The sequence below is a fragment of the Streptomyces sp. NPDC030838 genome (assembly GCF_055572035.1).
In genome coordinates this window covers 42,952-66,292 of sequence record NZ_JBVIED010000009.1, presented here as the reverse complement: position 1 = coordinate 66,292, position 23,341 = coordinate 42,952, and the positions used below count along the sequence as shown (strand labels likewise).

Genomic DNA, 23,341 nt, shown 5'->3' with positions numbered 1-23,341 from the left:
GCCGGCGAGCCGGAAAGACCGGATGCCCCGGCAGGGCCCCTTGGCCGGGGACGGTCGGGCCTGGCGGCCTGCCGCAGGCCTCGTCGGTCTCCCGTCGTCATCCCAGGTCAGCAGCGCCGCTCGGACGGCTCCGCCCGCCGGGATTGGGCAAGGCGGGGGCCCGGAGGGAGCATGGAAGGGCCGACGGCCACAGCAGTGCGGCGATGCCGGCGGAGGCCGGCACGTCCTGCCGGCCGGCACAGCCGGTACAGGAGGCCCAGGATGACAGCCGAATCCTTCCCGTCCGACGGTGACCCCTACGACACGGGCGCGCCCCAGCAGACCAGCCTGCTGGACGTGCTCAGCGTGGCGGCGCTGGTTCTCGACACCGACGGGCGCATCGTGTTCTGGACCCCGCAGGCCGAGGATCTCTTCGGCTACACAGCGGAGGAGGCGCTGGGCAAGCCCGCGGCACGGCTGATCATCCACCCCGAGCACTTCCAGGCGGTCCTCAAGCTGTTCACGGAGGTCCTGGAGACGGGCCGGAGCTGGGCCGGCGCCTTCCCCGTCCGGCACAAGGACGGCAGCAGCCGCCTGATGGAGTTCCGCAACATGCGGCTGCTCGACGATCTCGGGGATGTCTACGCCCTGGGCCTGGCCGCCGACCACACCCTGCTCCAGCGCGTCGAGACCGACCTGGCCCTGTGCGAGCGGCTGATCAACCAGTCCCCGATCGGGCTCGCCCTGCTCGACCCCGACCTGCGTTATCTCCTGGTCAATCCGGCGCTGGAGCGGATCGACGGCATCCCGGCCGAGGACCACATCGGCCGTCACCTGCGCGAGACCCTGCCCTTCCCCGACGTCGACACCGTCGAGTCGGCGCTGCGTCAGGTGCTCACCACGGGCACCCCGCTGCTCGACCAGTACCACGTGGGCCGGCCCCCGTCCGACCCCGAGCACGAGCGCGCCTGGTCCCTGTCCTTCTACCGCCTGGAGGACCCGGGCGGGCGGGTGCTCGGCGCGGCCACGTCGGTCGTCGACGTCACCGAACGGCACCGGGCGGCCGCCGAGGCGGACCGGGCCCGGCGCCGCCTCGCCCTCATCGCCGACGCCTCCACCCGCGTCGGCACCACCCTTGAGGTGGAGGAGACCGCCCGCGAGCTGGCCGAGATCGCCAGCCCGGAACTCGCCGACGTGGTCGCCGTGGACGTCCTGGACTCCGCCCTCGCCTGCCGCCGCAAGCGCCCCCCGGACGACGGCCCGGAACTCTTCCGCGCCCTCGCCCTCAAGGCGGCCCATCCCACCGTGGCGCTGCGTGCCGCCGACCCGCCCGGCGACCTCGCCGCCTACGAGGGCGACCGCTTGGTCACGCTGTGCGTGCACACGGCACGGGCGATCCTGGTACGGCACGTCGGCGACCAGGATCTGCCACGGATCGCCCGCGACGCCGAGGCCGCCACGATGCTGGCGCGGGCCGGGGTCCACTCCTACCTCGCCGTGCCGCTGATCGCCCACGGCGAGGTGCTCGGCGCCCTCGACCTCAAGCGCACCCGCAATCCGCTTCCGTTCGACGAGGACGACGTCGTCCTGGCCAGTGAACTGGCCAGCCGGGCCGCGGTGGCCATCGACAACGCCCGCTGGTTCCAGAGCGTGCGCAACACCGCCCTGACCCTCCAGCGCAGCCTGCTGCCCGACCATCCCCCGCACCACACCGGTCTGGAACTCGCCTCCCGCTACCAGCCCGCGCAGGCCACCAGCGAGGTCGGCGGCGACTGGTACGACGTGATCCGGCTGAACGGTGACAAGACCGCGCTGGTCGTCGGCGACGTCATGGGCAACGGCATCGACGCCGCCGCCACCATGGGCCGGCTCCGCACCGCGACCTGCGCGTACTCGGACCTGGACCTCGACCCGGGCGAGGTGCTCCAGCACCTGGACAAGATCACCTGCGACCTCGAGCACTACATCGTCACGTGTCTCTACGCCGTGTTCGACCCCCACACCAGACAGTGCTGCATCGCCAACGCGGGGCACATGCCACCCGCGCTGGCCCGCGTCGGCCGTGCGCCGACCCTGCTCGACCTGCCGACCGGAGCACCGCTCGGCGTCGGCGGCATCCAGTTCGAGACCACCACGACCGAGCTGGGTCCGGGAGATCTGCTCGTGCTCTACACCGACGGCCTCGTCGAGACCCGGCAGCATCCCATCGACGACCGTCTGAACGTCCTCCTCGGCTTCCTCGACGACCCGGGGCGGCCCCTGGAGGAGACCTGCGATCTGCTGCTGTACGGCCTGCGCCACCCGGACGACCACGACGACGTCGCCCTCCTCGTCGCCCGGGCCCTGTGACGCGGCTACCGCAGACCGAAGAAGTGCAGGGGTGAGTTCGGCCGGAAACCGATGCGCGGGTAGACGGGTGCCCCGGCGACGGTCGCGTGCAGGGTGGCGCGGGTCAGTCCGGTGGCCCGGGCGCCCTCGTACAGGGCCTTGCGGGTCACGGCCTCGCCGTAGCCTCTGCGCTCCCATCGGGGGTCCGTGGCGACGAGGACGACGAAGAGGCGGCCCGCCGCCTCGACCGTCGCCGCGCACGTCACGGGGACGTCGCCCCGCATCCCGAGGTAGGCGTGCACGTCCTTCTTCCACAGCGCCGAGCCGGCGAGTCCGTCACGGCCGTCCTCCAGCGGGAAGCCGTAGGCGCGGGAGTTCAGGTCCGCGTAGGCGCGCAGGTGTTCGTCGGTGCGTACGCGGACGAACGTCAGGTCGGGGTGGCTGGGCTCGGGGATGGGGAGCAGGTCGCCGGCCATGCCGGTGCCGGGGAAGGCGTGGGCGAGGCCCGCCCGTTCGGCCGCCGCCGTCAGTGCCGCGCGCGCCTCGGGGCCGAGGAGGTCCTCGAAGACCCACAGAAAGCCCGGATGCTTCTTCGAGCGCATGATGTCCGCCGCCTCGGCGAGACGCCGCTCCGCGAGCGCGGCGTCCGCCCCCACGTCGGTCAGCGTGACGCAGTTCCAGAAGGAGAACCGGCAGTCGGCCCAGCGGACGGCGATGCCTGGAAGGTCCCGCACGTCCGCCTCCGGGTCCCGGTCGAGCACCATGGCCCGCCAGACCGTGGCGAGTTGCTCCATCGATTCGATCGAGTCCGCGAGGTGCGTCACCGTGTCTCCCCTGAGCGCCGTGTGGTCCGCAATGCCGCCGACGTCACGACGACGCCGGCCGGCCCGACCGTTCATGCATGCCCGCTGTCGTGTTCGGTGATCCGGCGAGCGGCGATCAGGCCGGATACCGCCGCCACCCCGGAGGGGTGAAGCGCACCCGAAGTGGCCCTCGGACGGCCCACCGCGTCCCTACGATCTCCAACTCCCGACATTGGAGGTTGTCATGAGCGATCGGCCCGTCCACACGGTGGAGGTGCCCCTGGGCGACGGGAGCGACGCAGCGGTCCGGGTGCAGATCCGTGAAGTGGACGAGACGCTGGTCCGGGTGGGCCGGGGCGGCCGCTCGGTGGCGCGGGCCGAGCGGTCGTTCGGTCAGATGCTGGACACCGTACGGCCGGTGGCGGAGAGCTTCGTGGGGCGCTTCCGGGACCTGGCGAGCGCTCCGGACGAGATCACGCTGGAGTTCGGGGTGTCCCTGTCGGCGGGGGCGGACGTCGTGATCGCCAGTACGGCGACCGCGGCCAACTTCTCCGTGACCCTGACCTGGCACCGGAGTCAGGCGAGAGAGGACTCGTCCGGTGTTCCGGCGCAGGGAGCCGGCGCCGCCGTATGACGAGCGGCGACACCACGACGACGGCGGGGGCGTCGCCGGGTGGGACGGACCGGATGCCGGCCGCCGGCGTCGTACGGATCAGCGGCGAGGACGGCGCGCTGGGTGGCGCCGGTCTGCTCGTCGCCCGCGATCTGGTGCTGACGTGCGCCCATGTGGTGGCGGACGCCCTGGAGCGGCCGCGCGAGGCCTCGGTGGCCCCCGGCACCGCGGTGAGGGTGGACTTTCCGCTCGCGGAGGAGGACCCACGGCCGGGCGGCGGTGCCGGGGGCGGTGTCGCCGTGGTCGAGCACTGGGTGCCGATCCGCGCCGACCGCACCGGGGACCTCGCCGTGCTGCGGCTGACGGACCCCGCTCCGGACGCCGCGCGTCCGCTGCCCATGGCGTCGCCGAAGGAGGTCTGGGACCATCCGGCGCGCGCCGTGGGGTTCACGGGCGGCGAGCCGAGCGAGATCTGGTTCCGGGGGCGGCTCGGCGGGCGCACGAGTGAGGGATGGCTCCAGCTCTCCCGGGCGGACGGCCAGACCACGCACATCCGGCAGGGGTTCAGCGGCGGTCCCGTCTGGGACGAGGAGCTGAACGCGGTGGTCGGACTCGTCGTGGCGGCGCAGGTCGGCCAGGACTCGCAGGCCTTCGTCCTGCACACGGGGACCGTGCTGCGGGAGCTTCCCGGCCTCGCCCCCGTCGTCGATCCGCCCTCCCCCTTCCGTGGTCTGGTGGCCTTCGAGGAGCGCGACGAGGCGCTGTTCTTCGGGCGGGACGACGACATCGACGAGGTGATCACGGCCCTGCGGGGCACCGGCGCGGCCGTCACCCTGTACGGGCCGTCGGGCTGCGGCAAGTCCTCGCTGGCGCGGGCCGGTGTGCTGCCCCGGATGCGGCGGGAGGGGTACGAGGTGCTGGTGGTGGACGCCGGCAAGGTGTCGTCCCCGCGGGCCGCGCTCGCCACCGAGCTGTGGGAGGCCGTCCGGGACGGCGGCCGCGGCCCGCGCCGGGCGAGCGGTGTCGACCAGGTGGAGGAGTGGCTCGCCGCGTACGGACTGACGGACACCCTGCACCGGCTGCGCGGCGGCCAGGACGGTCGGCTGCTCGTCCTGCTGGACCAGGCCGAAGCCCTTCTGGACCGTACGGAGTCGGAGGTGGCCGAGGCCGTCGAACTGCTCTTCCCCGAGCGGCGGACGGGCGCGGGGCCACGGGTGCTGGTCACTCTGCGGGCCGACTTCATGGACGCGACGCTGAAACACCCGCGCCTGGGTCCGGCCCTGCGGGGCGGCAGGACGCTGCCGCTCACGCCGATGTCCCGGGCACAGCTGGCGGAGGTGATCACCAGGCCGGTCGAACGGGTCCCCGCGGTGGAGTACGACCCCGGACTCGTCCAGCGCATCCTGGACGACGCCGGGGGCGAGCCGGGAGTCCTGCCGCTGCTGGGATTCGTCCTGGAACAGCTGTGGCAGCGGCGGTCCGGCGGGCGGCTGCTCGCGACGGCGTACGAGGAGATGGGCGGCGTCCTGGGTGCGCTCCGGCGGCATGCCGACCGGGTCTGGGCGGAGTGCGTCGGCGGACGCGGAGCGGACGAGGCCGAGGCCCGGGGGCTGCTCACCGGCCTGGTGCGCGTCCTCCCCGGCAGCGAGACCCCGCTGCGGCGCAGGCTCACCCGGCAGGAGGCGGGCGAGCTGCGCTGGGCGATCGCCCGGGACTTCGCCGAGCGGCGGCTGCTCGTCCTGCACGGCGACGAAGGGGAACCGGAGACCACCGAGCTGGCCCACGAGGCGCTGATCACGGTCTGGGGGAAGCTGCGGGAGCAGGTCGCGGCGGACGGTCGGTTCCTCGCGACCCGCGCCGAACTGGCCCACGACCTCGACCGCTGGACCCGGGGCGCGAAGTCCCCCGATCTGCTGCCCGGCCCGATCCAGCTCGGCGTCCTGGAGAGCCGGCTCGGGCAGCGCGAGCGGGAACTCACGGCGGCCGAACGGGACTTCCTCGCGCACGCCCGCAGGCGCCGGCGGACCCGGCGGACCCGGGCCCGGATCGGCTGGACGGCCATCGCCGTGGTGCTCGCGCTCATCGCTGGACTGGGCACCTTCCTCGTCTACCAGTCCCACATCAGCGAGGAGCGGGACGCACAGGCCCGGTCGCGTGCGCTGGCCAACCTCTCGGACGAGCAGTCGGCGCGGGACCCCGGCCTGGCGTCCCTGGCCGCCGTCGCCGCGTTCGACATCTCGCCCACCAGCGAGGCCCGCAGCGCGCTGATGCGCCGTTACGCGTCGCTCAAGGAGGCGGAGTGGATGCTGAGCGGCGCGGAGGGGAAGATCCGCGGGGTGGCCACCAGCGACGACGGCACGGTCACCCTGGTGACGACGGAGCGCGGGCGCGCGACTTTGTTCGTGCGCCGGGCCAGCGGCACGGTGCATCGCACCCATCTCCGGCTGGCGGTGAACGCCGTAGTCCCTCTCGTGAGCCGGGACGGGCGGCGTATCGCCTATCTGTCGTCGCGGAAGGGCGACTTGTCCTGGCACGACGTGGATCCCACAGGGCACAAGGTGCTGGGCCCGAGGCACACCGTCCCGGCCGCCGGGTTCAAGAACCCCGCCCGCGCCGAGAACACCGGGCTGTCCCCGGTCGGCATCGCCGGCTTCTCCCCCGACGCCCGGCGTGTGGTCACGGTGTCGAACGACGAACGGCTGTGGCTGTGGGACCTGGAGACGAGGAGCAACCGGCGGCTTTCCGCTCGGGTCGAGCATGTGCAGGGCGTGTCGTTCGGTCCGGACGCCGACACACTGGTGGCTCATCTGCGGGACGTGGAGCGGATCGGGGCGAGGTTCACCCTGGCCGCGGTGGACATCGGCAGCGGTGCGGCGCGCACCCTGGCACGTGACGTCGCCGTGGCGACGGACGTTCCCAGGAGCGGCCTTTCGGGGAACGGCCGTGTCCTGGTCGTCTGCGAGACCGGATCCGGGGGCGCTCCGGACGTGTACCGGGCCGTACGTGTGGCGGACGGGCGGGAATTGGTACGCCACGAGCCCGCACTCGACACCCTCTGCGACGACATCACGGTGGACCGGACCGGCAGCCGTTTCGCGATCCACCACGGGAACGGACAGTGGACCCTCGTGGGCACAGGCCGCGACGGAGGGGCGCGGCAGACCATCGGGCACTCCTCCGGAAGCGTCATGGGAATGCCGCTGCTGGGCAGCCGCGAGGCTCCCGTCGCCCTGGTGTGGGACGAGAGCGCGGTGGTCGCCCGGCCGATGGACATGGACGTCTTCGACGTCGTCGGTCCGCCGGTGCTGATCGACAACGGCGACAGGATGCTGGCCCACCAGGGGGATCACGGAGAGCGCCTGACCCTCGCGGACACCAGGGCGCAGCTGACCGGCGGAAGACTGAAGATCCTCCACCAGGCCGACCGCGAACCGTCCCCGAGGCCGCTGGACGGACCCCCGCCCCGGATCCAGGTCAACCGCTCCGAAACACTTCTAGCCGACCTGGTCCCCGGCAACCGGGTGGTGATCCGCTCCCTGCCCTCCCTGCGCCGGGTCGCGGAGATCAAGACCGCGCCACCACCGCCGAACGTGCTGGGCCAGACCGGTCCGCCGTACGTCGGATTCATCGACGACGACGAACTCCTGACGGTCTCCGGCAGCCGCATCGAACAGTGGAACGCCCGCAACGGGCTGCGGCTGGAGAAGACGATCGACGCGCGCGATCTGGGGCTGACCGAGCAGCCGTCGCCGGACTTCTTCGTACGGCCGCACCCCACGCCGGGTCATCTGCTGGTCAGCGTGAGCGGCGAACCGACCGTCCACGCCGTCGACCGTCGCACCGGCAAGGAGAACCCGTCGCTGCGCACCCGTTTCGGCGACGACTTCATCGCCGGCTCCTTCACGAGGAACGGGCGGTACGCGCTCGTCGCGACCACGGGTGGCCTGCTGGAGGGGTGGTCGGTGGCTCCGGGGCGGGCGCCGCGGCGGGTGCTCGGTCCGCTCGGTCCGGCGCTCCGGGAGGACCAGGCGCAGCTGAGGGCGGTGGGCGACTCCGCGTATGTCGTCGCCAACGGCAACTCCGTCCGTTTCTTCCACTTCACCGACCTCAACCGCCTCGACTCCTACGACTTCGTGGAGGACCAGGTCTTCTACTCCCTCTCGGCGGACGGAAAGACGGTGCTGCGGCGGGTGGAGGGCGGAGGAATGGACCTGTTCCGGCTCGACCCGTCCCTCTGGAAACGCCATCTGTGCGACGTCCTCGGCCGTGACCTGACAGAGGACGAGCGCCGAAGCCTGCCGTCGGAGCTGCCGGGGCGGATCTGCCCGGAGGGGAGCTAGGGCCTTTCTTTCGGATCCCCTTGCCGGGCGGCCGTCGGCACCGGAAGGCAGGGGGCCGAGGTCGGGACCGCGCGTTACTGGCTCTAACAAAAGCGGGTTGATCATGTGACTGTCGGCTTGTCTGCTCGTTGTTAGCAACTGGCGGCCGGTCCAGAGGTCTTCCACACCACCGGCGACGAGAGCGGCGCGGGGGTCCGCCAGTGGTGGATTCGCGCGAGGGGATCGCAACCCGCGGAGAGTCAGGCGTGGTTCAGGGCACGCCAGGTCGTGGCGCACGCGACCAGTGGGCGGGCCGGCCGCCGGATATCCCTTGCGGGTGCCATGCCTTGACCGCATACAGTCAGCGGGTTCGACAGGGAAGGGAAACCCGCACGTGAAGCACCACATCACCCACCGCACCGCTGCCGCGCTGCTGTGCGCCGCCGCCACCGTGGTCATCACCGGCTGCAGCCCGAACCGTACCGAGGCCGACGCGGAGAACACCGCGCCGGCGACCAAGAGCCCGGCCGAGCCGAAGCACCCCTTCGACACCATGACGCCCGAGGAGATCGACCGCCAGGCGCGAGAAGCCTTCAAGGACGCCTCGAGCATGCGCTGGACCGGCAAGTTCAACAGCGACGGTCGACAGATCGACATCGACCTGGCCGTGGACGTTCACGGCTCCTGCAACGGCACGGTCAGCCGCAGGTCCATGGGCACCATGCACCTCATCAAGAAGGGCTCCCTCGTCTACGTCAAGGCCGAGGAGAAGTTCTGGCGGACCTCCTTCAGCCGCGGGATGACGGCCGAACAGACCGAGGAGATGGTCGCCCTCTTCAAGGGCCGCTGGATCAAGCCCCCCAAAATGATGTCGGAGACTTTGGGGGGCATGTGCGACGGCTTCCACACCCAGATAGAGGCACTGAGCCTCGCATCTGACGGTAACCCCACCCGCGAAGCCGACACCACCGTGGACGGCCGGCCGGCCGCCGTGCTCGCCGAAAGGACCATGGCCGAGACCACGACCGTCTACGTCGCCAAGGAGGGCAAGCCCCATACCTTGAGAATCACGGTCACGGGCGGCGACGAGCCCATGGACGTCTCCTTCACCGACCACGGCAAGCCCGTCGACACCACCCCGCCGCCGCCCGACCAGATCCTCGACCCCACCAAGCTCCGCTGACCCGACGCGGGCCGTGGGACGGGCCCGGAACCCGGCGACGGGAGTTCGCGACCGGGGCATGGCGTCCCGGCTCCGGCTCCTCCGGATCCGGCTTCCGGCAGTTCCGCCCACTGTTGTGCGAAGGGGCTTTTGCCGCACTAACCTCGGGCTCACCTGAGGAACTGGCGGCGCGGCTGGACGGGAACGGGGATGCATCGGAGTGTTCTGCAGGCGGCCGTCCGTTCCCTTCTGCGGGAGTTGCCCTGGCTGGTCGACTCCGCGGCGGCGCCCGCGCTGACGGAAGCCCTGGCCAGCCGAATCCAGGAGATCGAGGCGGACCCGCTGAGCGAGGTGCAGAAAGCGGCGCTCGTGGACGCCCTGCTGGTGACGCACCCGAGGGCGCAGCGGCGTTTCAGGGAATTGCTGTCGGAACTCGATGGATTTTCCGGCCGTACGACGAAGTGGCTGCCCGCGGAGCAGCGGAGCATCGACGGGGCCCCCTTCCGGCATGTGAACACATGCTTCGTCCGGGAGCCGGCCGGACCACCGCTCGGTCGGCAGACGAATCTCGGCTCCGCGGTGCACTACGCGCTGAGGGTGGACATCGGCAGGCTCTCGCCGGACAGCATCCTCGACCATCCCGAGCCTTTCCCCGACGACCACCTGCCCCCTACGGACAGCGGCACCTGGCTGTCCGTGCTGGTCGTCAGCGACGACTTCCATGTGCCGGTCGTCGCCCACCGGCTCTTCCTGCCCTCCCGGGGGCCGAGCTGGGTGTGTGCCTGCGCCCCCGAGCGCGGACATACGTGCGCCCCGCAGGAGCGTGCGGCGTACTTGTACGTCCCGGTCGTGGCGCCGGCTGCTCCAGGGCGTGCGTGGCTGTGGTTGGGGGTGTATTCGGGCCGGAACCTGATGCAGTCGCAACGGGTGATCGCGCGGATCGACACCGAGGAGTCCTTCGGCTCCGGGTGCCGTGCCGAGATCGATTTCAGTCTGTCAGGGGGTCTGCGAGCGATCGATCGGCTCCCGCCGAGAAGTGTCAATGTGATGACCCGGCCGGCCGGCCACGGGACCCACATGATCGTGGTGGACGGGGACATCGGTGAACCGTTCGTCTTCAGTCTCACCGAGGACCAGATGAGTGGGGCGTCGAAGGCCGTCCGTGAGGCATTGCGCGACATTCACGTGGAGCAGTACGGAGGAAGGCTGGGCAGCAGGCCGCGACTGCGCAGTCGACTGGACCCGGGTAACGGCAAGAGCGTGCACGACTTCGCCCGGGACCTGCTCCGTCTGGCGCCGTTGGGGCGCCGGCTGTGGACGCTGCTGCTGTCCGGACAGCCGGAGCGACGGCGGCTGCTGCGCGAGCGGTTGATGCGTGAACCCGCCACTCTCCAGGTCGCGCGTGCCGGAACGAGCAACCTGGTGTTCCCGTGGGCGGCGGTGTACGACATGCCGTTGGAGGACGGTCGACCGGAGGCGCACACGATCTGTCCGGTGGTGGAGGAGTGGCACAGCGACCGGGACGCCCCCGACCACGTCGTGAACCGGTGCCCGCACGAGTCGGGGCACCGGATGAACACGGTGTGCCCGTTCGGCTTCTGGGGCTACCGCCACCTCATCGAGCAGCCCCCCTCCATGCCCTCGGCTCGCACGCTGCCCTTGGTGATCGCGGCGGGTGCCGACGGACCGCGGATGGTGATGGGATACAGCCTCGATCTCGACGGCACGCTGACGGCGCGGCACGTCGAAGCGCTGAAGGCGGTGTTCCCGGTCGACGCGTGTGACTCCCGTGAGCGGATGGTGGCCGAACTGGCACGGCCGGACGTGCAGTTCGTCTACTTCTACTGCCACGGCCGCAGACGCCCTCCCCACGCCGACCTGCACCTCGAGCTCGGGCGGGGTGAGCGCCTGACCCCGGTGGATGTACAGGCGCTCGCCGAAGGCGTGTGGCCCGTCGGCCACTGGACGCACACGTCGCCCCTCGTGTTCATCAACGGATGCGAGACCGTGGAGATCGGACCGGAATCGCTGGTCGGCTTCGTGGACGCGTTCGCCGACGTGTACGCGGCAGGGGTGATCGGCACGGAGACGGTCGTACACCAGGCACTGGCCGCCGAATTCGGGGAGGAGTTCTGGCGGCGCCTCCATGAGGGTGTCACTGTGGGTGAGGCACTGCACGCGACACGTATACGCCTGCTCCGCAAGGGGAATCTGCTGGGCCTCGCCTACACGGCTTACTGCTCGGCGGCGCTCCGACTGGGCACCACGGTGACGGCAGAGGAGAGAACGTAATGGTCTTCGAGTTGGCGGGCGCCGGTTGCTTCGGGCTGGTGATCGGCTGGATCACGTACCGCACACTCAGGCGCAAGGAGCGCCCCTCCGCCCTCTCCGACCTTGCCGCCGTGCTCGGCGTCGTCGGCGGCGGGGTCGTCACGGCGCTCTACCCCGATCCCGGCCTCTTCGCCGCCTACTCCATCGGACTCGCCGTGGGATTCTTCGCCTACCTCCTGGTCGGCCTCCGGCTCGGCGGCACCGAACGGACCGACAGGTGGATGGGCGACTGAACCTCGGCCGCCACTGCCCAGCCACGCTACTCAACCGCGACTGTTCAGCCGCGACCACTCGGCGCCGCGCCTATGGGGCCGCCGCTGCCCGTCAGCATGAACCCGGCCCAGAAGTACGGGTGTTCGTACCCTGGGGTCGCCCGGAGGTCCAGCATCGCCTGACGCAGAGCGTCGGCGGCCGTCGGGCGGGGCGAGGCGGTCACATGGCGGTAGAACAGCCGCATCATGGTCCGCGTCGCCTGCGCGTCGACCTCCCACAGGCTGAGGAGGGAGGATCGCACGCCCGCACTCGCCAAGGAGGTGGCGAGCCCCACCAGTTCGTCGCCGTGGCGGTGATGGCTCACTCCGGTGTCACAGGCGCTGAACACCGCGAGCCCTGTGCTCAGCCGCATCGTCATGATGTCCCGTGCGCTCAGCACCCCATCGGCGAGGAGGACCCCGGAGCGCAGAGGATCATCCGGGTCGAACCGGCCGTGGCAGGACAGGTGCAGCACCTCGGCACCCTCCGCGTGGCTCCGCAGCGCCGCGCCGACGGCCTGCTCGCCCTTCGAAGCCCGCACCCCCAAGATCGCGGCGACGTCGTCGGCCTCCCCCTCCAGCGTCTCCCGATCGCGTCGGTCCGCCGCATATCCGAGAACCAGTGACGGACCGGCCTCGGGCACGCCCCGGGCGTGGAGCCGGCCCAGCACACTGGCGCTGGGCGCGAACGCCACCGGATACCGCTCCAGCAGCACCCGTCCGTCGACCGTGAGCGCGTGCAACGGCAACTGGTGCAAGGGGCCGTGCGGTATGAGGTGCAGCAGCTCCACGTCGTCACCGAGGGCGGCGACGGCTGGTCCGAGAAGCGGCTCGGCGAGATCGCGCCAGTCGGGTCCGGAAGGAGTGCTCTCCCGGCCACGGCCCACCCACGTGTCGATCTCCGCCCTGAGGCCGGGCAGGTAGGCGCGCGCGTCGGCCACCACCCGGTAACAGCGTGGCTCGTTCCAACCGCTGCGCATGACGATCACGACGATCTCCCCGGGCAGGGTGTAGAACTCGATCAATCCCGTCGTCGCGGCCGGTCCGGCTGTCATCACGGTGCCCATGGCGACCTCGTCGAGCGGCTCACCCCTGCGCAGCGCGACGTACTCCGGTGCCTGGCCGGACATCTCCTCCCAGAGCGAGCGGAGTTGCTCCTCGACAGCCGCCAGCCGGCCCTCGGCGCGACGCCGGGGTGGCCCGTCGACGGCGGTGCGCAGCGCGTCCGTGAGGCGCCTGGCCTCGTCGAGCAGAGAGCGTTCCCGGTCGAGCAGTGACTGTGCGACCCCCGCCGGACGGGGCAGGTCCCCCCATCCCAGCAGCTCCACCAACGACCGTGATCTCGCCCTCTCCATCAGTGTCCAGACCAGTGACGCGAGGCCGGCGCGTGCGGCAAGCCCGATGGCTCGGTCGTGAACCTCGAGCCCCAGCCTCGCGGCGAACGTGTCCCGGTGGGACGGAGCCATCAACTCGCGGCGCACCGACTCGGCCAGGTCGCTGGCCGCCAAGGCGTCCTCCAGGGCGCCGTGTGCGTCACCCATCGCCTCGGCCGCCGCGCTCCTGTTGTAGTGGGCCAGGGCTCGCTGTGCCGGTTCGCCGGCGGCCAGGAGACGGATTGCATCCGACAGCTCGGAGTGCGCCCTCTCGTACCGCGACAGCATCATGGACGTGACGCCGAGATTGCACAGCTGTATGGCCTCACCCTTCACATAGCCGATGTCACGGCAGAGGGCGAGTGCCTGCTCGTACAGCCTCCGGGCGGATTCGGGCGCTCCGATCGCGAGGCTGCCCAGATTCGCGAGCGTGACGGCGACGCCGCGGCGATCGCCGATGGCGGCGTCCAGCCGCAGCGACTCCTCGAACAACGCCTGCGCCTCTTCCACCTCGCCTCGCGCCCACAGGACGAGCGCGAGATCGGCCAGCGGTCCTGCCCTGCGGCTCCCGGCGCCGAGTTCGTCGAGCATGGCCAGGGCGAGGCGCTGATCGGCGTACGCCTGGTCCAGGTCCCCCAGCTGGTAGTACACGTTGCCTCGGTTGCCGATGGCCTGGGCCTCCACCACCTTGTCGCCGGCGGCCCTGGCGACATCGGCAGCCGCGTTGTGGTGGCGCAGCGCATCGGGCCACCGTCCCATGTCCGCACAGATCAGGCCCGCCGCCCCGAGCAGGGAGGCCTCGCCACCCTCCGCACCGCCCTCCTCGCGGACGATCGCCAGGGCCTCGGTCGCGTGTGCCAGCGCGCCGGGGAGGTCTCCGACGGCCCGCTCCGCCAGGCACAGGACATGGAGCAGTTCGGACCGGCCCACGGACAGCGGGGCACGCTCCACGATGCCGAGTCCCCGGTGCGCGTCCGCGAGCGCCTGGTCCAGTTCCCCGGCGCGCCTGTGCAGGTCGCTGGTCTGGATGAGAGCCACCACCATCATGAGACGGTCGTCGGCGGCCTCGGCGAGGCGGAGGGTCTCCTGCGCGGAGGTCAGGGCGCGTGGAAGGTCGCTGTCCTCGTTCTCGAGTGTGGTGAGCAGGCCCAGCAGCTGGGCCTGCCTTCTCATGTCCCGCGCGTCCTGTGCCCGCCGCAGGCCCTCGCGGAGAACCGTGGTGGCGCGGTCGTGGTCGCCGAGAAGTATGTGCTGCTCCCCGAGTCTGATGAGCAGGTCGGTGTGGAGCCCTTGATCGTCGGTGTGTTCCGCGACGATGCTCAGCTGCACCGGGTCCTCGACCGTGCCGGTCATCCCGTCCTGCAGTGAGAGCTGTGCGATGGCGTCCGTCGCGGCGCGCAGACACCGCACCGCCGCCCGCGTGTCACCGAGGTCGGCCAGTGCGAATCCGAGCCGGACGGTGACCGTCCATGCGGCGTACTCCTGGCCGGCGCCGCGGAGCAGGTCGCGCGCCTCCGAGAGCAGCAGGACCCGGCGTTCCGCGTCGTCGTCTCCGTCCTCCGCGAGTTCGGACATCTCGATCGCGACGAGGGCAAGCATCGGTGCGGGAATGGTGTCGTCGGCCTCGGCCGCCCTGGCCAGCCATGCGGACGCGGCGGCCGGGTCGCCCGTGTGCCGGCTGTGCCGCGCCAGCTCGAGCATGGCGCCCACGCTGGCCCCGCCGGTCACCGAGTCGGCCAGCTCCTCCAGGACGCGGGTGGCCTCATCGGCGCGGCCGAGCGCCAGGAGGCACCTCCCCTTCATCCAACGGGCCGCGGCGTGCTGGGCCGGATCCATCTGCGCGGCGGCCGCTGCCTCGAACCGCGCGAGGGCATCGCCGTAGATGCCGGCCGCCAGATGGGTGAGACCCATCTCGTGCAGGGCGGCACCGGCCCCGCTCTCGTCGCCTGCGGCGATGAACATCCCCCTGGCGCGGTCGAGTACCGCGATCGCGGCATCGTGGTGCCCGTCCTCGCGCCGGCGCCGCCCCGCGGCGAAGAGCGCCAGTGCGGCCTCCTGGCCGCCGAGACGGTTCGCGGCGTCGATCAGCTGCCGGTCGACCGCAGCCGCTTGCCCATCGCGGCCGTTCGCGCGGCATACGGCCGCCCACTCGTCGGCGACCGCCACCGCCGCCGCCCAGTCACCGCCGGCGGCGTACGCTCCATAAGCGGCGCCCAGCCGTTCGACCGCGCGCCGGACATGCCCTTGCGCTTGCTCAGCGCGGGCGAGCTCCCTCAGTACGGATGCGCACGCCGCATGGTCGCCGCGGCGGCGGTGGATGGCGAGGGCCCGCTCGAAGGCAGCGGCGGCGTCGGCATGGCGCTGCTGCGTCATATAGGTGTCACCGGCCCATTGGAGGTAAGAGGCCTCCTCCTCGGCCAGCCCGCCGTTCCTGGCCAGTGTGGCCGCGGTGTGGAACATCGCGAGCGCCTGGTCGGGATGACCGCTGCGGCCATGGACGATGCCGATGCTGCCCCGTTGGAGAACCTCCCCGCGTACATCACCGACGGAGTGGAAGAGCTCCGCCGCGCGTTCGAAGACGGTGACGGCTTCCTGGAATTCGCCCAGGTCCTCGTGGTCGAGGCCGATCCGCGACAGGCAGTACGCCTGCATGCCCACGTCACCGAGTCGGGCGAACACCGCCGAAGCGCGCTCCAGCACTGCGATGGCGTCCCGGAACAGCTCCTGCTCGGCCAGCCGCCGGCCCAGCATCAGCAGGTACTGGGCCTGTGCCTCGTCGCCGTGGGCGTGCAGCACCGTCCGTTCGATGGCCAGCAGGAGGCGCGTACGCCGTTCGGGGTCCTCGCACGCCAGGGCATCGCGGCACCAGGACGCGACTGTTCCGGGCGATACGCTCGCTGCGCCGGCGAGAACCGCGTCCATGGCCATCTCGTCGGAGCACGCCAGCAGTTGGCCGAGCAGCCGGGCCGAGCCGGGCTCGTCCAGTCGCTCGCGCGGGAGTCGGCTGAGCATCGTCGCCATGTTGTCCGCGGCCGTCCGGCTGCCCGCTTCAGCGGCCCGCCGCCACCAGGTGGCCGCGTCGTCGGGGGCACCGCCTTGCGCCAGCACCGCAGCCAGGTTGTTCATGGCGGGGACGACGCCGGCCTCCGCGGCCTTGCTCCACAGACGCTGCGCTTCCGCCTCCTGGCCGCGCTGGTACAGCACGCATCCGAAGTTGAACATGCCGTCGGGGTTCTCGGCGGCAGCGGCGGCCTCCCAGAGGCGCTCCGCCTGTGGTCCGGCGCCCTGTTGGTGCAGCAGGGAGCCGAGATCGTTCATCGCCTGAGGCACTCCCAGGCCGACGGCCCGCCGAAGCCACCGCCGTGCTCTCCCCCGCCTGCCGCGCCGGATCAGCTCGGCAGCGTGGTGCACCATCGCATCCGGGTTGCCCGCGCGAGCGGCTCTGGCCAGCCAGACGCGGGCCCCTTCGTCATCACCGGCGTCCCGGCAGGCAAGGCCTTTGAACAGGAGTGCGTCGGTGTCGCCGGCGGCGATGGCCTGGTTCGTCCACCGGGCCCCTGTCGCTGCGTCGCCGTGGCTGATGGCCATCGCGGCGAGGCGGAGCATCGCGGCGGTGTCACCGTCCTCCGCCGAGCGGCGCCACCACCTTCCGGCTTCCTGCGTCTCACCGCGCTGCGCGGACAGCGCGCCGAGAGAGGCCCGCGCCGCCGGGCTCCCTGCCTCCGCCGCATGCCGCAGACGGCGTTCGGCCTCGGCGTGGTCACCCGCCTCTGCGGCGAGCAACGCGAGATTGTTCCATGCACTCGCATCCCCCGCCGCTGCCGCGCGACGCCAGCATGCCTCCGCCTCCGCTGTGCGGCCCCGCGCGTAGAGGGAGGCCCCCAGGCGGGTCTCGGCCCCGCTGCTGCCCGCCTTGGCTGCGCGGCGCCACCACATCTCGGCCTCACTGGGCTGACCGTTCAGGTGATGGAGCTCCGCCATCCGCCACATGGCCGAGACGCTCCCCCGCTCGGCCCGGCGCACCCAGTGCCGCAGAAGCAACTTCGCCAGGATCCGCCGCATCACACCGCTCCTCCGTCAGGAACAGCCCCCACCCGGCCGTACACGGGATCCTGCCCACGACCATGCGGGGAGGAACCGCCTGACGTCGAGACCCCGGGGCGTGACGCCGGCATGTCTCCGCCTGCCCGGTGCGGCCCCGCTCCCCTACGAACGCCACCAGATCCCCGGGGGCCGCAGGAACCTTGTCCAACAGCGGCAGCGGCTGGGTGACGTCGTTGCGGGTCAGAGCCAGTTAATCAGTGGTGTGCGGACTAGTGGGCCTTGTAGGTTGACATCGCGACCGCGCCTTTCGATGCGCTCGGCTGCGGCTACTTCCTTCTGACAACCAAGTGACGCCGCCGCCACTTTGATCTCGGAAGGCGCGGACGTCTTCGCCCCGTAGAGCCTTTGGCCGGGGCCGTCCGATCCTTTGAATCCGGGGGGATTCGCTGCCTCGTTACACCCCACGCGTCTCCAAGATCTGGTCCGAGATGCTCGTGGCCCCGCACGTCTCCGCGGCCGCCCGCTCCGTGCCCCCTCCACGACTCCGACACGGGACCGCCGGGCGGGGCTTCCAAACCCACGAGGGCGGTCCGGCCTTCGTCCGGGAGCCCCGCGAGGAGCTCTTCCTCCTCGCGGTCGCCAACTTTGTCTCCCAGCGGACCTTTTACGAGAGCGGGGCGGAGCGGGACGACCGGTTCACCCGTCTCGTCGGTGAACTCGCCGTCCAGGACCCCGTGTGGACGGCCCGTCTGCTGCGCTGGCTTCGCTCCGAGGGCAACATGCGGACGGCGTCCCTGGTGGGCGCCGCCGCGTACGTGCGGGCCCGGCTCGAGGCGGGGGTGTCCGCGGGTCCATCCAACCGGTCCGTGATCGACTCGGTGCTCCAGCGCGCCGACGAGCCCGGCGAGCTGCTCGCCTACTGGGTCTCGGTGTACGGGCGGAACGTGCCGCAGCCCGTGAAGCGGGGCATCGCCGACGGCGTACGCCGCCTGTACACGTCCCGGTCCCTGCTCAAGTACGACACCGCCTCCAAGGGCTTCCGCTTCGGCGACGTGCTCAATCTGGTGCACGCCTCCCCCGACCCGGCCAAGCCCTGGCAGGGCGCGCTCTTCCGGTACGCCCTGGACCGCCGGCACCACCCGGAGCGGGCGGTTCCGCCGGCCTCCGACCACCTGCTGAACGCCCACCGGGCGCTGATGGAGACGCCCGTGGACGAGCGGCGGGCCGTGGTGACCGGGCCGGGCGGCTCCGAGCGGCTGGCCGCGGCGGGCATGACGTGGGAGGCTCTGGCGGGCTGGCTCCACGGACCGATGGACGCTGCCGTCTGGGAGGCCGTCATCCCCACGATGGCGCCGATGGCACTCCTGCGGAACCTGCGGAACTTCGACGAGGCGGGGGTCTCGGACGACGTCGCCGCCCGGGTCGCCGCACGGCTCTCGGATGCCTCCGAGGTCGCCCGGTCCCGGCAGTTCCCCTTCCGCTACCTGGCCGCGCACCGGCACGCGCCGTCGCAGCGCTGGGCGGCCGCGCTGGAACGGGCGCTGGGCCACTCCCTGGCCAACGTACCGCGCCTGCCCGGCCGGACTCTGATCCTGGTGGACCGGTCCGACTCCATGTTCTGGGACACCGTCTCCGAGCGGTCCACGCTGACCCGGGCGGACGCGGCGGCCGTGTTCGGCACCGCGCTGGCCATGCGTGCCGAGCAGGCGAATCTGGTGGAGTTCGGCTGGAACAGCAAAGAGGTGCCGTTCGAGCCGGGCGAGCCGGTGCTCGAGGTACTGAAACGGTTCCACAGTCTCGGAGGCACCTACACCGCGAAGGCGGTGCGTACCCACTACCGGGAGCACGACCGGGTCCTGATCGTCACCGACGAGCAGGCCGCCCCCTACGGCCTCGGCGGCCCGGCCGAACCGGTCCCTGCCGACATCCCGGTCTACACATGGAACCTGGCGGGGTACCGGCCCGCCCACGGCCCCACGGGCCCCCATCGACACACCTTCGGCGGCCTCACGGACGCCGCGTTCCGGATGGTCGGCCTCATCGAGGCCGGCCGCGAGGCCGCTTGGCCGTGGACCGCTGATCCGGCCTGATCCGAACGACGTCACGGGAAGCCGCGCCGCCCACGGGGTGGTACGCGGCATCGTCAGGGAGTGAGCGCCGGGTCAACGGACAGCCCGGCCTGGTGCTTCAGCAGGAGGGCGTCACCGCTGCGGGCGCGGGAAGTGCGGCTGGGCGGGCAGGCCGGACAGAGGGCCGCCCGGTGCGGCACGCATCACGGATTCCAGCTCGCGAAGTATGCGTTCGGCTTCGCCCCTCACCTGGGTGGGGATGTCGCCCCGCTCGGCGACGAGGCGGCTGTAGATCGGGGTCTCCTGGAACAAGGGGATCTGCTTTCTCGGGTCGTGCCGGGTGGTGTGACGGCGTGTACTGTCGGCTGGTTGTCCGTGTCGACGATGATCAGTATCTCCGACACCGGGTCGCCGCGGTGCAGAGTGCGGGAGGCCGTGACTATGACGCTCGCCTCGTTGGCCATGTGCCTGTGGTCTGAGCAGCGCATGATTTCGGCCGCCTGACCCTGGACGTGAGGATGGCCGACCGGCATTCTGGGAGCGCTCCCAAGGCCCCGTCTCGGAAAGCGTGTTCATGCAGAGCCTGACCAAGCGCAGCGTGTCCCCCGACGAGCTCGACGCGTTGCTGCGTACCTCCACCGGCATGGGATGCCGTCTGGAGGGCGAGCTGACCGACGGCTGGTTCAACGCGGCCTACCGGGTGGTGCTCGACGACGGCCGGCCGGCGGTCGTGAAACTGGCACCGCCGGCCGACGCGGCGGTCCTGCGCTACGAGCGGGGCATCATGACGACCGAGGCCATGGTCTACCGCCGCCTGACCAGCCTTCCGGACGGCGGCGTGCCGACCCCCGCCCTGCTGCACGCTGGAGAGGAGTTCCTGGTCGTCTCCGTCCTGGAGGGCGCGGGGTGGGACAGGGCGGCGGCCCGGCTGGCGCCCGCGGCCGAGGCGGCGCTGCGCCGCGACCTGGGCGCGATCACCGCGCGCCTGCACACCCTCGCCCCGGAGGACGGCCGGTTCGGCTACCCGGCCGCCGCGTCCGCGCTGTCCGCCGCCGACTGGCGGACGGCGTTCACCGCGATGGTGGACGCGCTGCTCGAGGACGCCGAGCGCTGGCACTCGCCGCTCGATGTGCCGCCCGCCGGCCTGCGCGCCCTGGTGGCGGAGGGCGGGTACGCGCTCGACGAGGTCACCGAGCCCCGGCTGGTCCACTTCGACCTGTGGCCGGGCAACATCTTCGTCGACGTCGCCGATGACGGGGCGTACGGCCGGATCACGGGGCTGATCGATCATGAGCGGGCGTTCTGGGGCGACCCGGCCGCCGAGCTGGTCTCCCTGGCCTTCGGCGGCGACACCGGCCCGGACAGCGACCTCGTCGCCGGGTACACCGAGGCCGGCGGCAGTCTCGACTTCACGCCGGCCTTCCGTCACCGCCTCGCCCTGTACGACCTCTACCTGGGCCTGATGCTCGTCGTCGAGTGCGGTCCGCGCGGCTTCGGCGCCGACCGGGTCGCGTTCGGCCGCCGTACCCTCGCCGACGCCGTCGCCGCGCTCCGGGCGCTGGGGTAGACGGCGAAAGGTGCTGGAGAAGGCGGCGAGGACGCTGGGGCAGGCGGCGAAACAGGCGGCATTCATCCCGGCAGGGGTGGCACCTGCCAGGCATGGAGGGGATACGACGGGCGGTGCGGGCCGCCCGGCGCCACGCCGGGGCGGCGGGAGCCACGGTGCGCCGGGCCTGGGCGGAGCCGGGCCGGGAGCGGGACCTGGCGGTGCAGGCCGGCAAGGCCGCGCTGGCCGCGTGCCTGGCGTGGGCGGTGGCGGGCTGGTGGCTGAACGCGCCGATGGCGTTCGTCGCGCCATGGGTGGCGATCGTCCTGGTGGAGTCGACGGTGTACCGGTCGATCGCCCACGGGCTGCAACAGGTGGCTGCCATCGCCACGGGAACGGTCGTGGCCACCGGCGCCGCCCTCCTGCTGGACTCCCCGATGGCGGCGATGGCCCTGGTGCTCCCGGCGGCCGTGCTGCTGGGCAACTGGCGGCGTCTGGGCAGCCAGGGCGTGTACGCGGCCACCGGCGCCCTGTTCGTGCTGACCAGTGAGCCGGTCACCGTCACGGCGTCGGCGGCGCGGATCGCGGAGGCGGTGTTCGGTGCCGTCGTCGGCATCGCGGTCAACGCGCTGGTCCGGCCGCCGGTGTATCTGCGCAGTACGCGCGCCGCGCTGGAGGACGCGGCCGGGGAGGCGCAGGAGATCCTCGACGCGGTCGCCGACGGGCTGGTCTCCGGTGTGTGGGACGCCCGGGCGGCGGGGGCGCTGCACGAGCGGGCGCTGCGCCTGGGCCGGCTGGTGGATCAGGCCCGCTCCGCGGTCGGCTGGAGCCGGGAGAGCCTGCGGGTCAATCCCCGGCGCCGCGGGCGCGCGCTCGCGGCCCCCGGGCAGGACTACGACGACGCGGTCACCGTCCTCGATTACGTGGCCGTCCACACCACGGGGGTCACCCGGGCGGTGCTGGAGGCCTGTGACGGCGATCGCGCGCAGCCCCGGCCGGGCCCGCACCTCACCGAGCCGTACGCGGCCTTCCTGCACAGCAGCGCCCACGCGATCCGGCTGTACACCACGAGCCGGTTCGCGCCGGGCGGTCGGGACCGGCGGGCGGACCAGGAGCTGCGCGAGGTGGTCGAGGAGCTGGACCGCACCCTGGAGGACCTGCGCCGGCGTCTGCCCCGCGCGGTGCCCGACGATCCCGACGCGCTGGCCGTCTACGGCACGCTGCTGGCCCAGGCGCGCCGCCTGGCCGGCCAGCTGGTGGGGAGCTGACCGTTCCGCACCGGGCCGGCGCCCCTGAAGTCGGCCGTTCGGGGGTACTCGCGCAGGCGACACAGGAACGAGACGGATGGGAGGTGATCGCCGTGTCGAGTACGCAGTCGCATCGCACCGCTCCCAGCCGGCAGGCACACGAGCCTGGCCAGGAGCCGGTGAGCGAGCTGGTCCAGCGTGCGTCACAGCAGCTGACGGAGCTGGTACGCGGCGAACTGCGCTTGGCGCAGGCCGAGATGAAGGAGAAGGGCAAGCGCTACGGCAAGGGAGGCGGACTGTTCGGCGGCGCCGGAGTCGTCGGCTTCCTGATGCTGCAGGCCCTGGTCGCCACGGTGATCGCCGCCCTGGCGGTGCCGTTGCCCGTGTGGGCGGCGGCGCTGATCGTGACCGCGCTGCTGGGTCTGATCGCCGCGGTGATGGCGCTCGGCGGGAAGAAGCAGGTCGCCCGCGCGGCCCCGCCCATGCCCGAGCAGGCGATCCAGAACGTGAAGGCCGATGTGGCCGAGATCAAGGGGAGCACACAGCGATGACTCAGCCGCCTCGCGAGGAGAAGCCGGCCTCGAGCACGGAGGAGCTGCGCCGGCAGGTGGAGCAGACCCGCGCCGAGCTCGGGGAGACGGTCGAGGCGCTCGCCGCCAAGGGCGACGTGAAGACGCGCGCCCAGGAGAAGGCCTCGGATGTCAGGGAACGGACCGCGACGAAGGCCGGTGGCCTGAAGGCCAGGGCCTCCGACATGGCCCATCACGTCCAGGACAAGCTGCCCGACCCGGTCCGGGAGCGGGCGGCCAAAGGGTCCCGGCTGACCCGGGACAACCGCACGCTGCTGCTGGCGGCCGCGGGCGCGGCCGTGGTGGTGTGGGCGGCCTGCCGCCGGAAGGGGTGACCCCGGTGAAGGCATCGAAGATCGCCTACAAGCCGGTCGGACTCGCGCTGGGTGCCGTGAGCGGCATGCTCGCGGGAGCGGTGTTCAAGCAGGCGTGGAAGATGCTCGGCCACGAGCAGGACGCCCCGGACGCCACCGACGAGGAGCGCACCTGGCGTGAGGTGGTGCTCGCCGCCACCCTCCAGGGGGCGATCTTCGCAGCGGTCAAGGCGATCGTGGACCGCGCCGGAGCCACCGCCGCCCGCGGCGTGACCGGCACCTGGCCCGGCTGACCACCGGCGGGGGGGGGGGGGGGGGGGGGGGGGGGGGGGGGGGGGGGGGGGGGGGGGGGGGGGGGGGGGGGGGTGGGGGTAGTGCCGTGTTGTGCGATTG

At 72.1% G+C, this 23,341-nt stretch carries 15 protein-coding genes; 12 read left to right on the top strand and 3 right to left on the bottom strand.

Annotated elements, in window-relative coordinates; translation table 11 throughout:
- The first annotated feature begins 261 nt into the window (after window positions 1-261).
- Complete coding sequence (locus ACZ42A_RS22985) at window positions 262-2,328, top strand: SpoIIE family protein phosphatase (RefSeq protein ID WP_468529122.1); 2,067 nt, start codon at window positions 262-264, stop codon at window positions 2,326-2,328.
- 5 nt (window positions 2,329-2,333) lie between these two features.
- Here the strand turns inward: ACZ42A_RS22985 and ACZ42A_RS22980 are convergent, their stop codons facing one another.
- On the bottom strand, window positions 2,334-3,131 hold the full coding sequence (locus tag ACZ42A_RS22980) for a GNAT family N-acetyltransferase (RefSeq protein ID WP_468529121.1): 798 nt from the start codon (window positions 3,129-3,131) through the stop codon (window positions 2,334-2,336).
- A gap of 223 nt (window positions 3,132-3,354) precedes the next feature.
- On the opposite strand from ACZ42A_RS22980, the gene ACZ42A_RS22975 reads away from it, so the two are divergent.
- From ACZ42A_RS22975 to ACZ42A_RS22955, 5 genes are all read left to right on the top strand, one after another.
- Window positions 3,355-3,744: a CU044_2847 family protein gene (locus ACZ42A_RS22975; RefSeq protein ID WP_468529120.1), complete on the top strand. Its 390-nt coding sequence runs from the start codon at window positions 3,355-3,357 to the stop codon at window positions 3,742-3,744.
- Complete coding sequence (locus ACZ42A_RS22970; RefSeq protein WP_468529119.1) at window positions 3,741-8,063, top strand: nSTAND1 domain-containing NTPase; 4,323 nt, start codon at window positions 3,741-3,743, stop codon at window positions 8,061-8,063. The genes ACZ42A_RS22975 and ACZ42A_RS22970 overlap by 4 nt, the downstream gene beginning before the upstream one ends.
- A gap of 373 nt (window positions 8,064-8,436) precedes the next feature.
- Window positions 8,437-9,225, top strand: a complete 789-nt coding sequence (locus tag ACZ42A_RS22965; RefSeq protein WP_468529118.1) for a hypothetical protein — start codon at window positions 8,437-8,439, stop codon at window positions 9,223-9,225.
- A gap of 189 nt (window positions 9,226-9,414) precedes the next feature.
- Window positions 9,415-11,496, top strand: coding sequence for a CHAT domain-containing protein (locus tag ACZ42A_RS22960; RefSeq protein ID WP_468529117.1), 2,082 nt, complete (start codon window positions 9,415-9,417; stop codon window positions 11,494-11,496).
- A complete protein-coding gene (locus ACZ42A_RS22955; RefSeq protein WP_468529116.1) occupies window positions 11,496-11,768 on the top strand; it encodes a hypothetical protein in 273 nt (90 codons plus the stop codon). The genes ACZ42A_RS22960 and ACZ42A_RS22955 overlap by 1 nt, the downstream gene beginning before the upstream one ends.
- A 44-nt stretch (window positions 11,769-11,812) precedes the next feature.
- Here the strand turns inward: ACZ42A_RS22955 and ACZ42A_RS22950 are convergent, their stop codons facing one another.
- A complete protein-coding gene (locus tag ACZ42A_RS22950) occupies window positions 11,813-17,221 on the bottom strand; it encodes a CHAT domain-containing protein (RefSeq protein WP_468529115.1) in 5,409 nt (1,802 codons plus the stop codon).
- Between the two features lie 470 nt (window positions 17,222-17,691).
- Between ACZ42A_RS22950 and ACZ42A_RS22945 the strand changes: the two genes are divergently transcribed.
- Window positions 17,692-19,293, top strand: a complete 1,602-nt coding sequence (locus ACZ42A_RS22945; protein ID WP_468529114.1) for a TROVE domain-containing protein — start codon at window positions 17,692-17,694, stop codon at window positions 19,291-19,293.
- 111 nt (window positions 19,294-19,404) lie between these two features.
- Here ACZ42A_RS22945 and ACZ42A_RS22940 read toward each other — a convergent pair whose 3' ends face one another.
- Window positions 19,405-19,584 (bottom strand): hypothetical protein, encoded by a 180-nt coding sequence (locus ACZ42A_RS22940; protein WP_468529113.1) that lies wholly within the window; start codon window positions 19,582-19,584, stop codon window positions 19,405-19,407.
- Between the two features lie 262 nt (window positions 19,585-19,846).
- Between ACZ42A_RS22940 and ACZ42A_RS22935 the strand changes: the two genes are divergently transcribed.
- From ACZ42A_RS22935 to ACZ42A_RS22915, 5 genes are all read left to right on the top strand, one after another.
- On the top strand, window positions 19,847-20,839 hold the full coding sequence (locus tag ACZ42A_RS22935) for a phosphotransferase family protein (RefSeq protein WP_468529112.1): 993 nt from the start codon (window positions 19,847-19,849) through the stop codon (window positions 20,837-20,839).
- A gap of 92 nt (window positions 20,840-20,931) precedes the next feature.
- A complete protein-coding gene (locus ACZ42A_RS22930) occupies window positions 20,932-22,086 on the top strand; it encodes an FUSC family protein (RefSeq protein WP_468529111.1) in 1,155 nt (384 codons plus the stop codon).
- A 158-nt stretch (window positions 22,087-22,244) separates the two neighbouring features.
- Window positions 22,245-22,616 (top strand): phage holin family protein, encoded by a 372-nt coding sequence (locus tag ACZ42A_RS22925; RefSeq protein WP_468529110.1) that lies wholly within the window; start codon window positions 22,245-22,247, stop codon window positions 22,614-22,616.
- Window positions 22,613-22,969, top strand: coding sequence for a DUF3618 domain-containing protein (locus ACZ42A_RS22920; RefSeq protein WP_468529109.1), 357 nt, complete (start codon window positions 22,613-22,615; stop codon window positions 22,967-22,969). The genes ACZ42A_RS22925 and ACZ42A_RS22920 overlap by 4 nt, the downstream gene beginning before the upstream one ends.
- A gap of 5 nt (window positions 22,970-22,974) precedes the next feature.
- Window positions 22,975-23,241, top strand: a complete 267-nt coding sequence (locus ACZ42A_RS22915; RefSeq protein WP_468529108.1) for a DUF4235 domain-containing protein — start codon at window positions 22,975-22,977, stop codon at window positions 23,239-23,241.
- Window positions 23,242-23,341 lie beyond the last annotated feature (100 nt).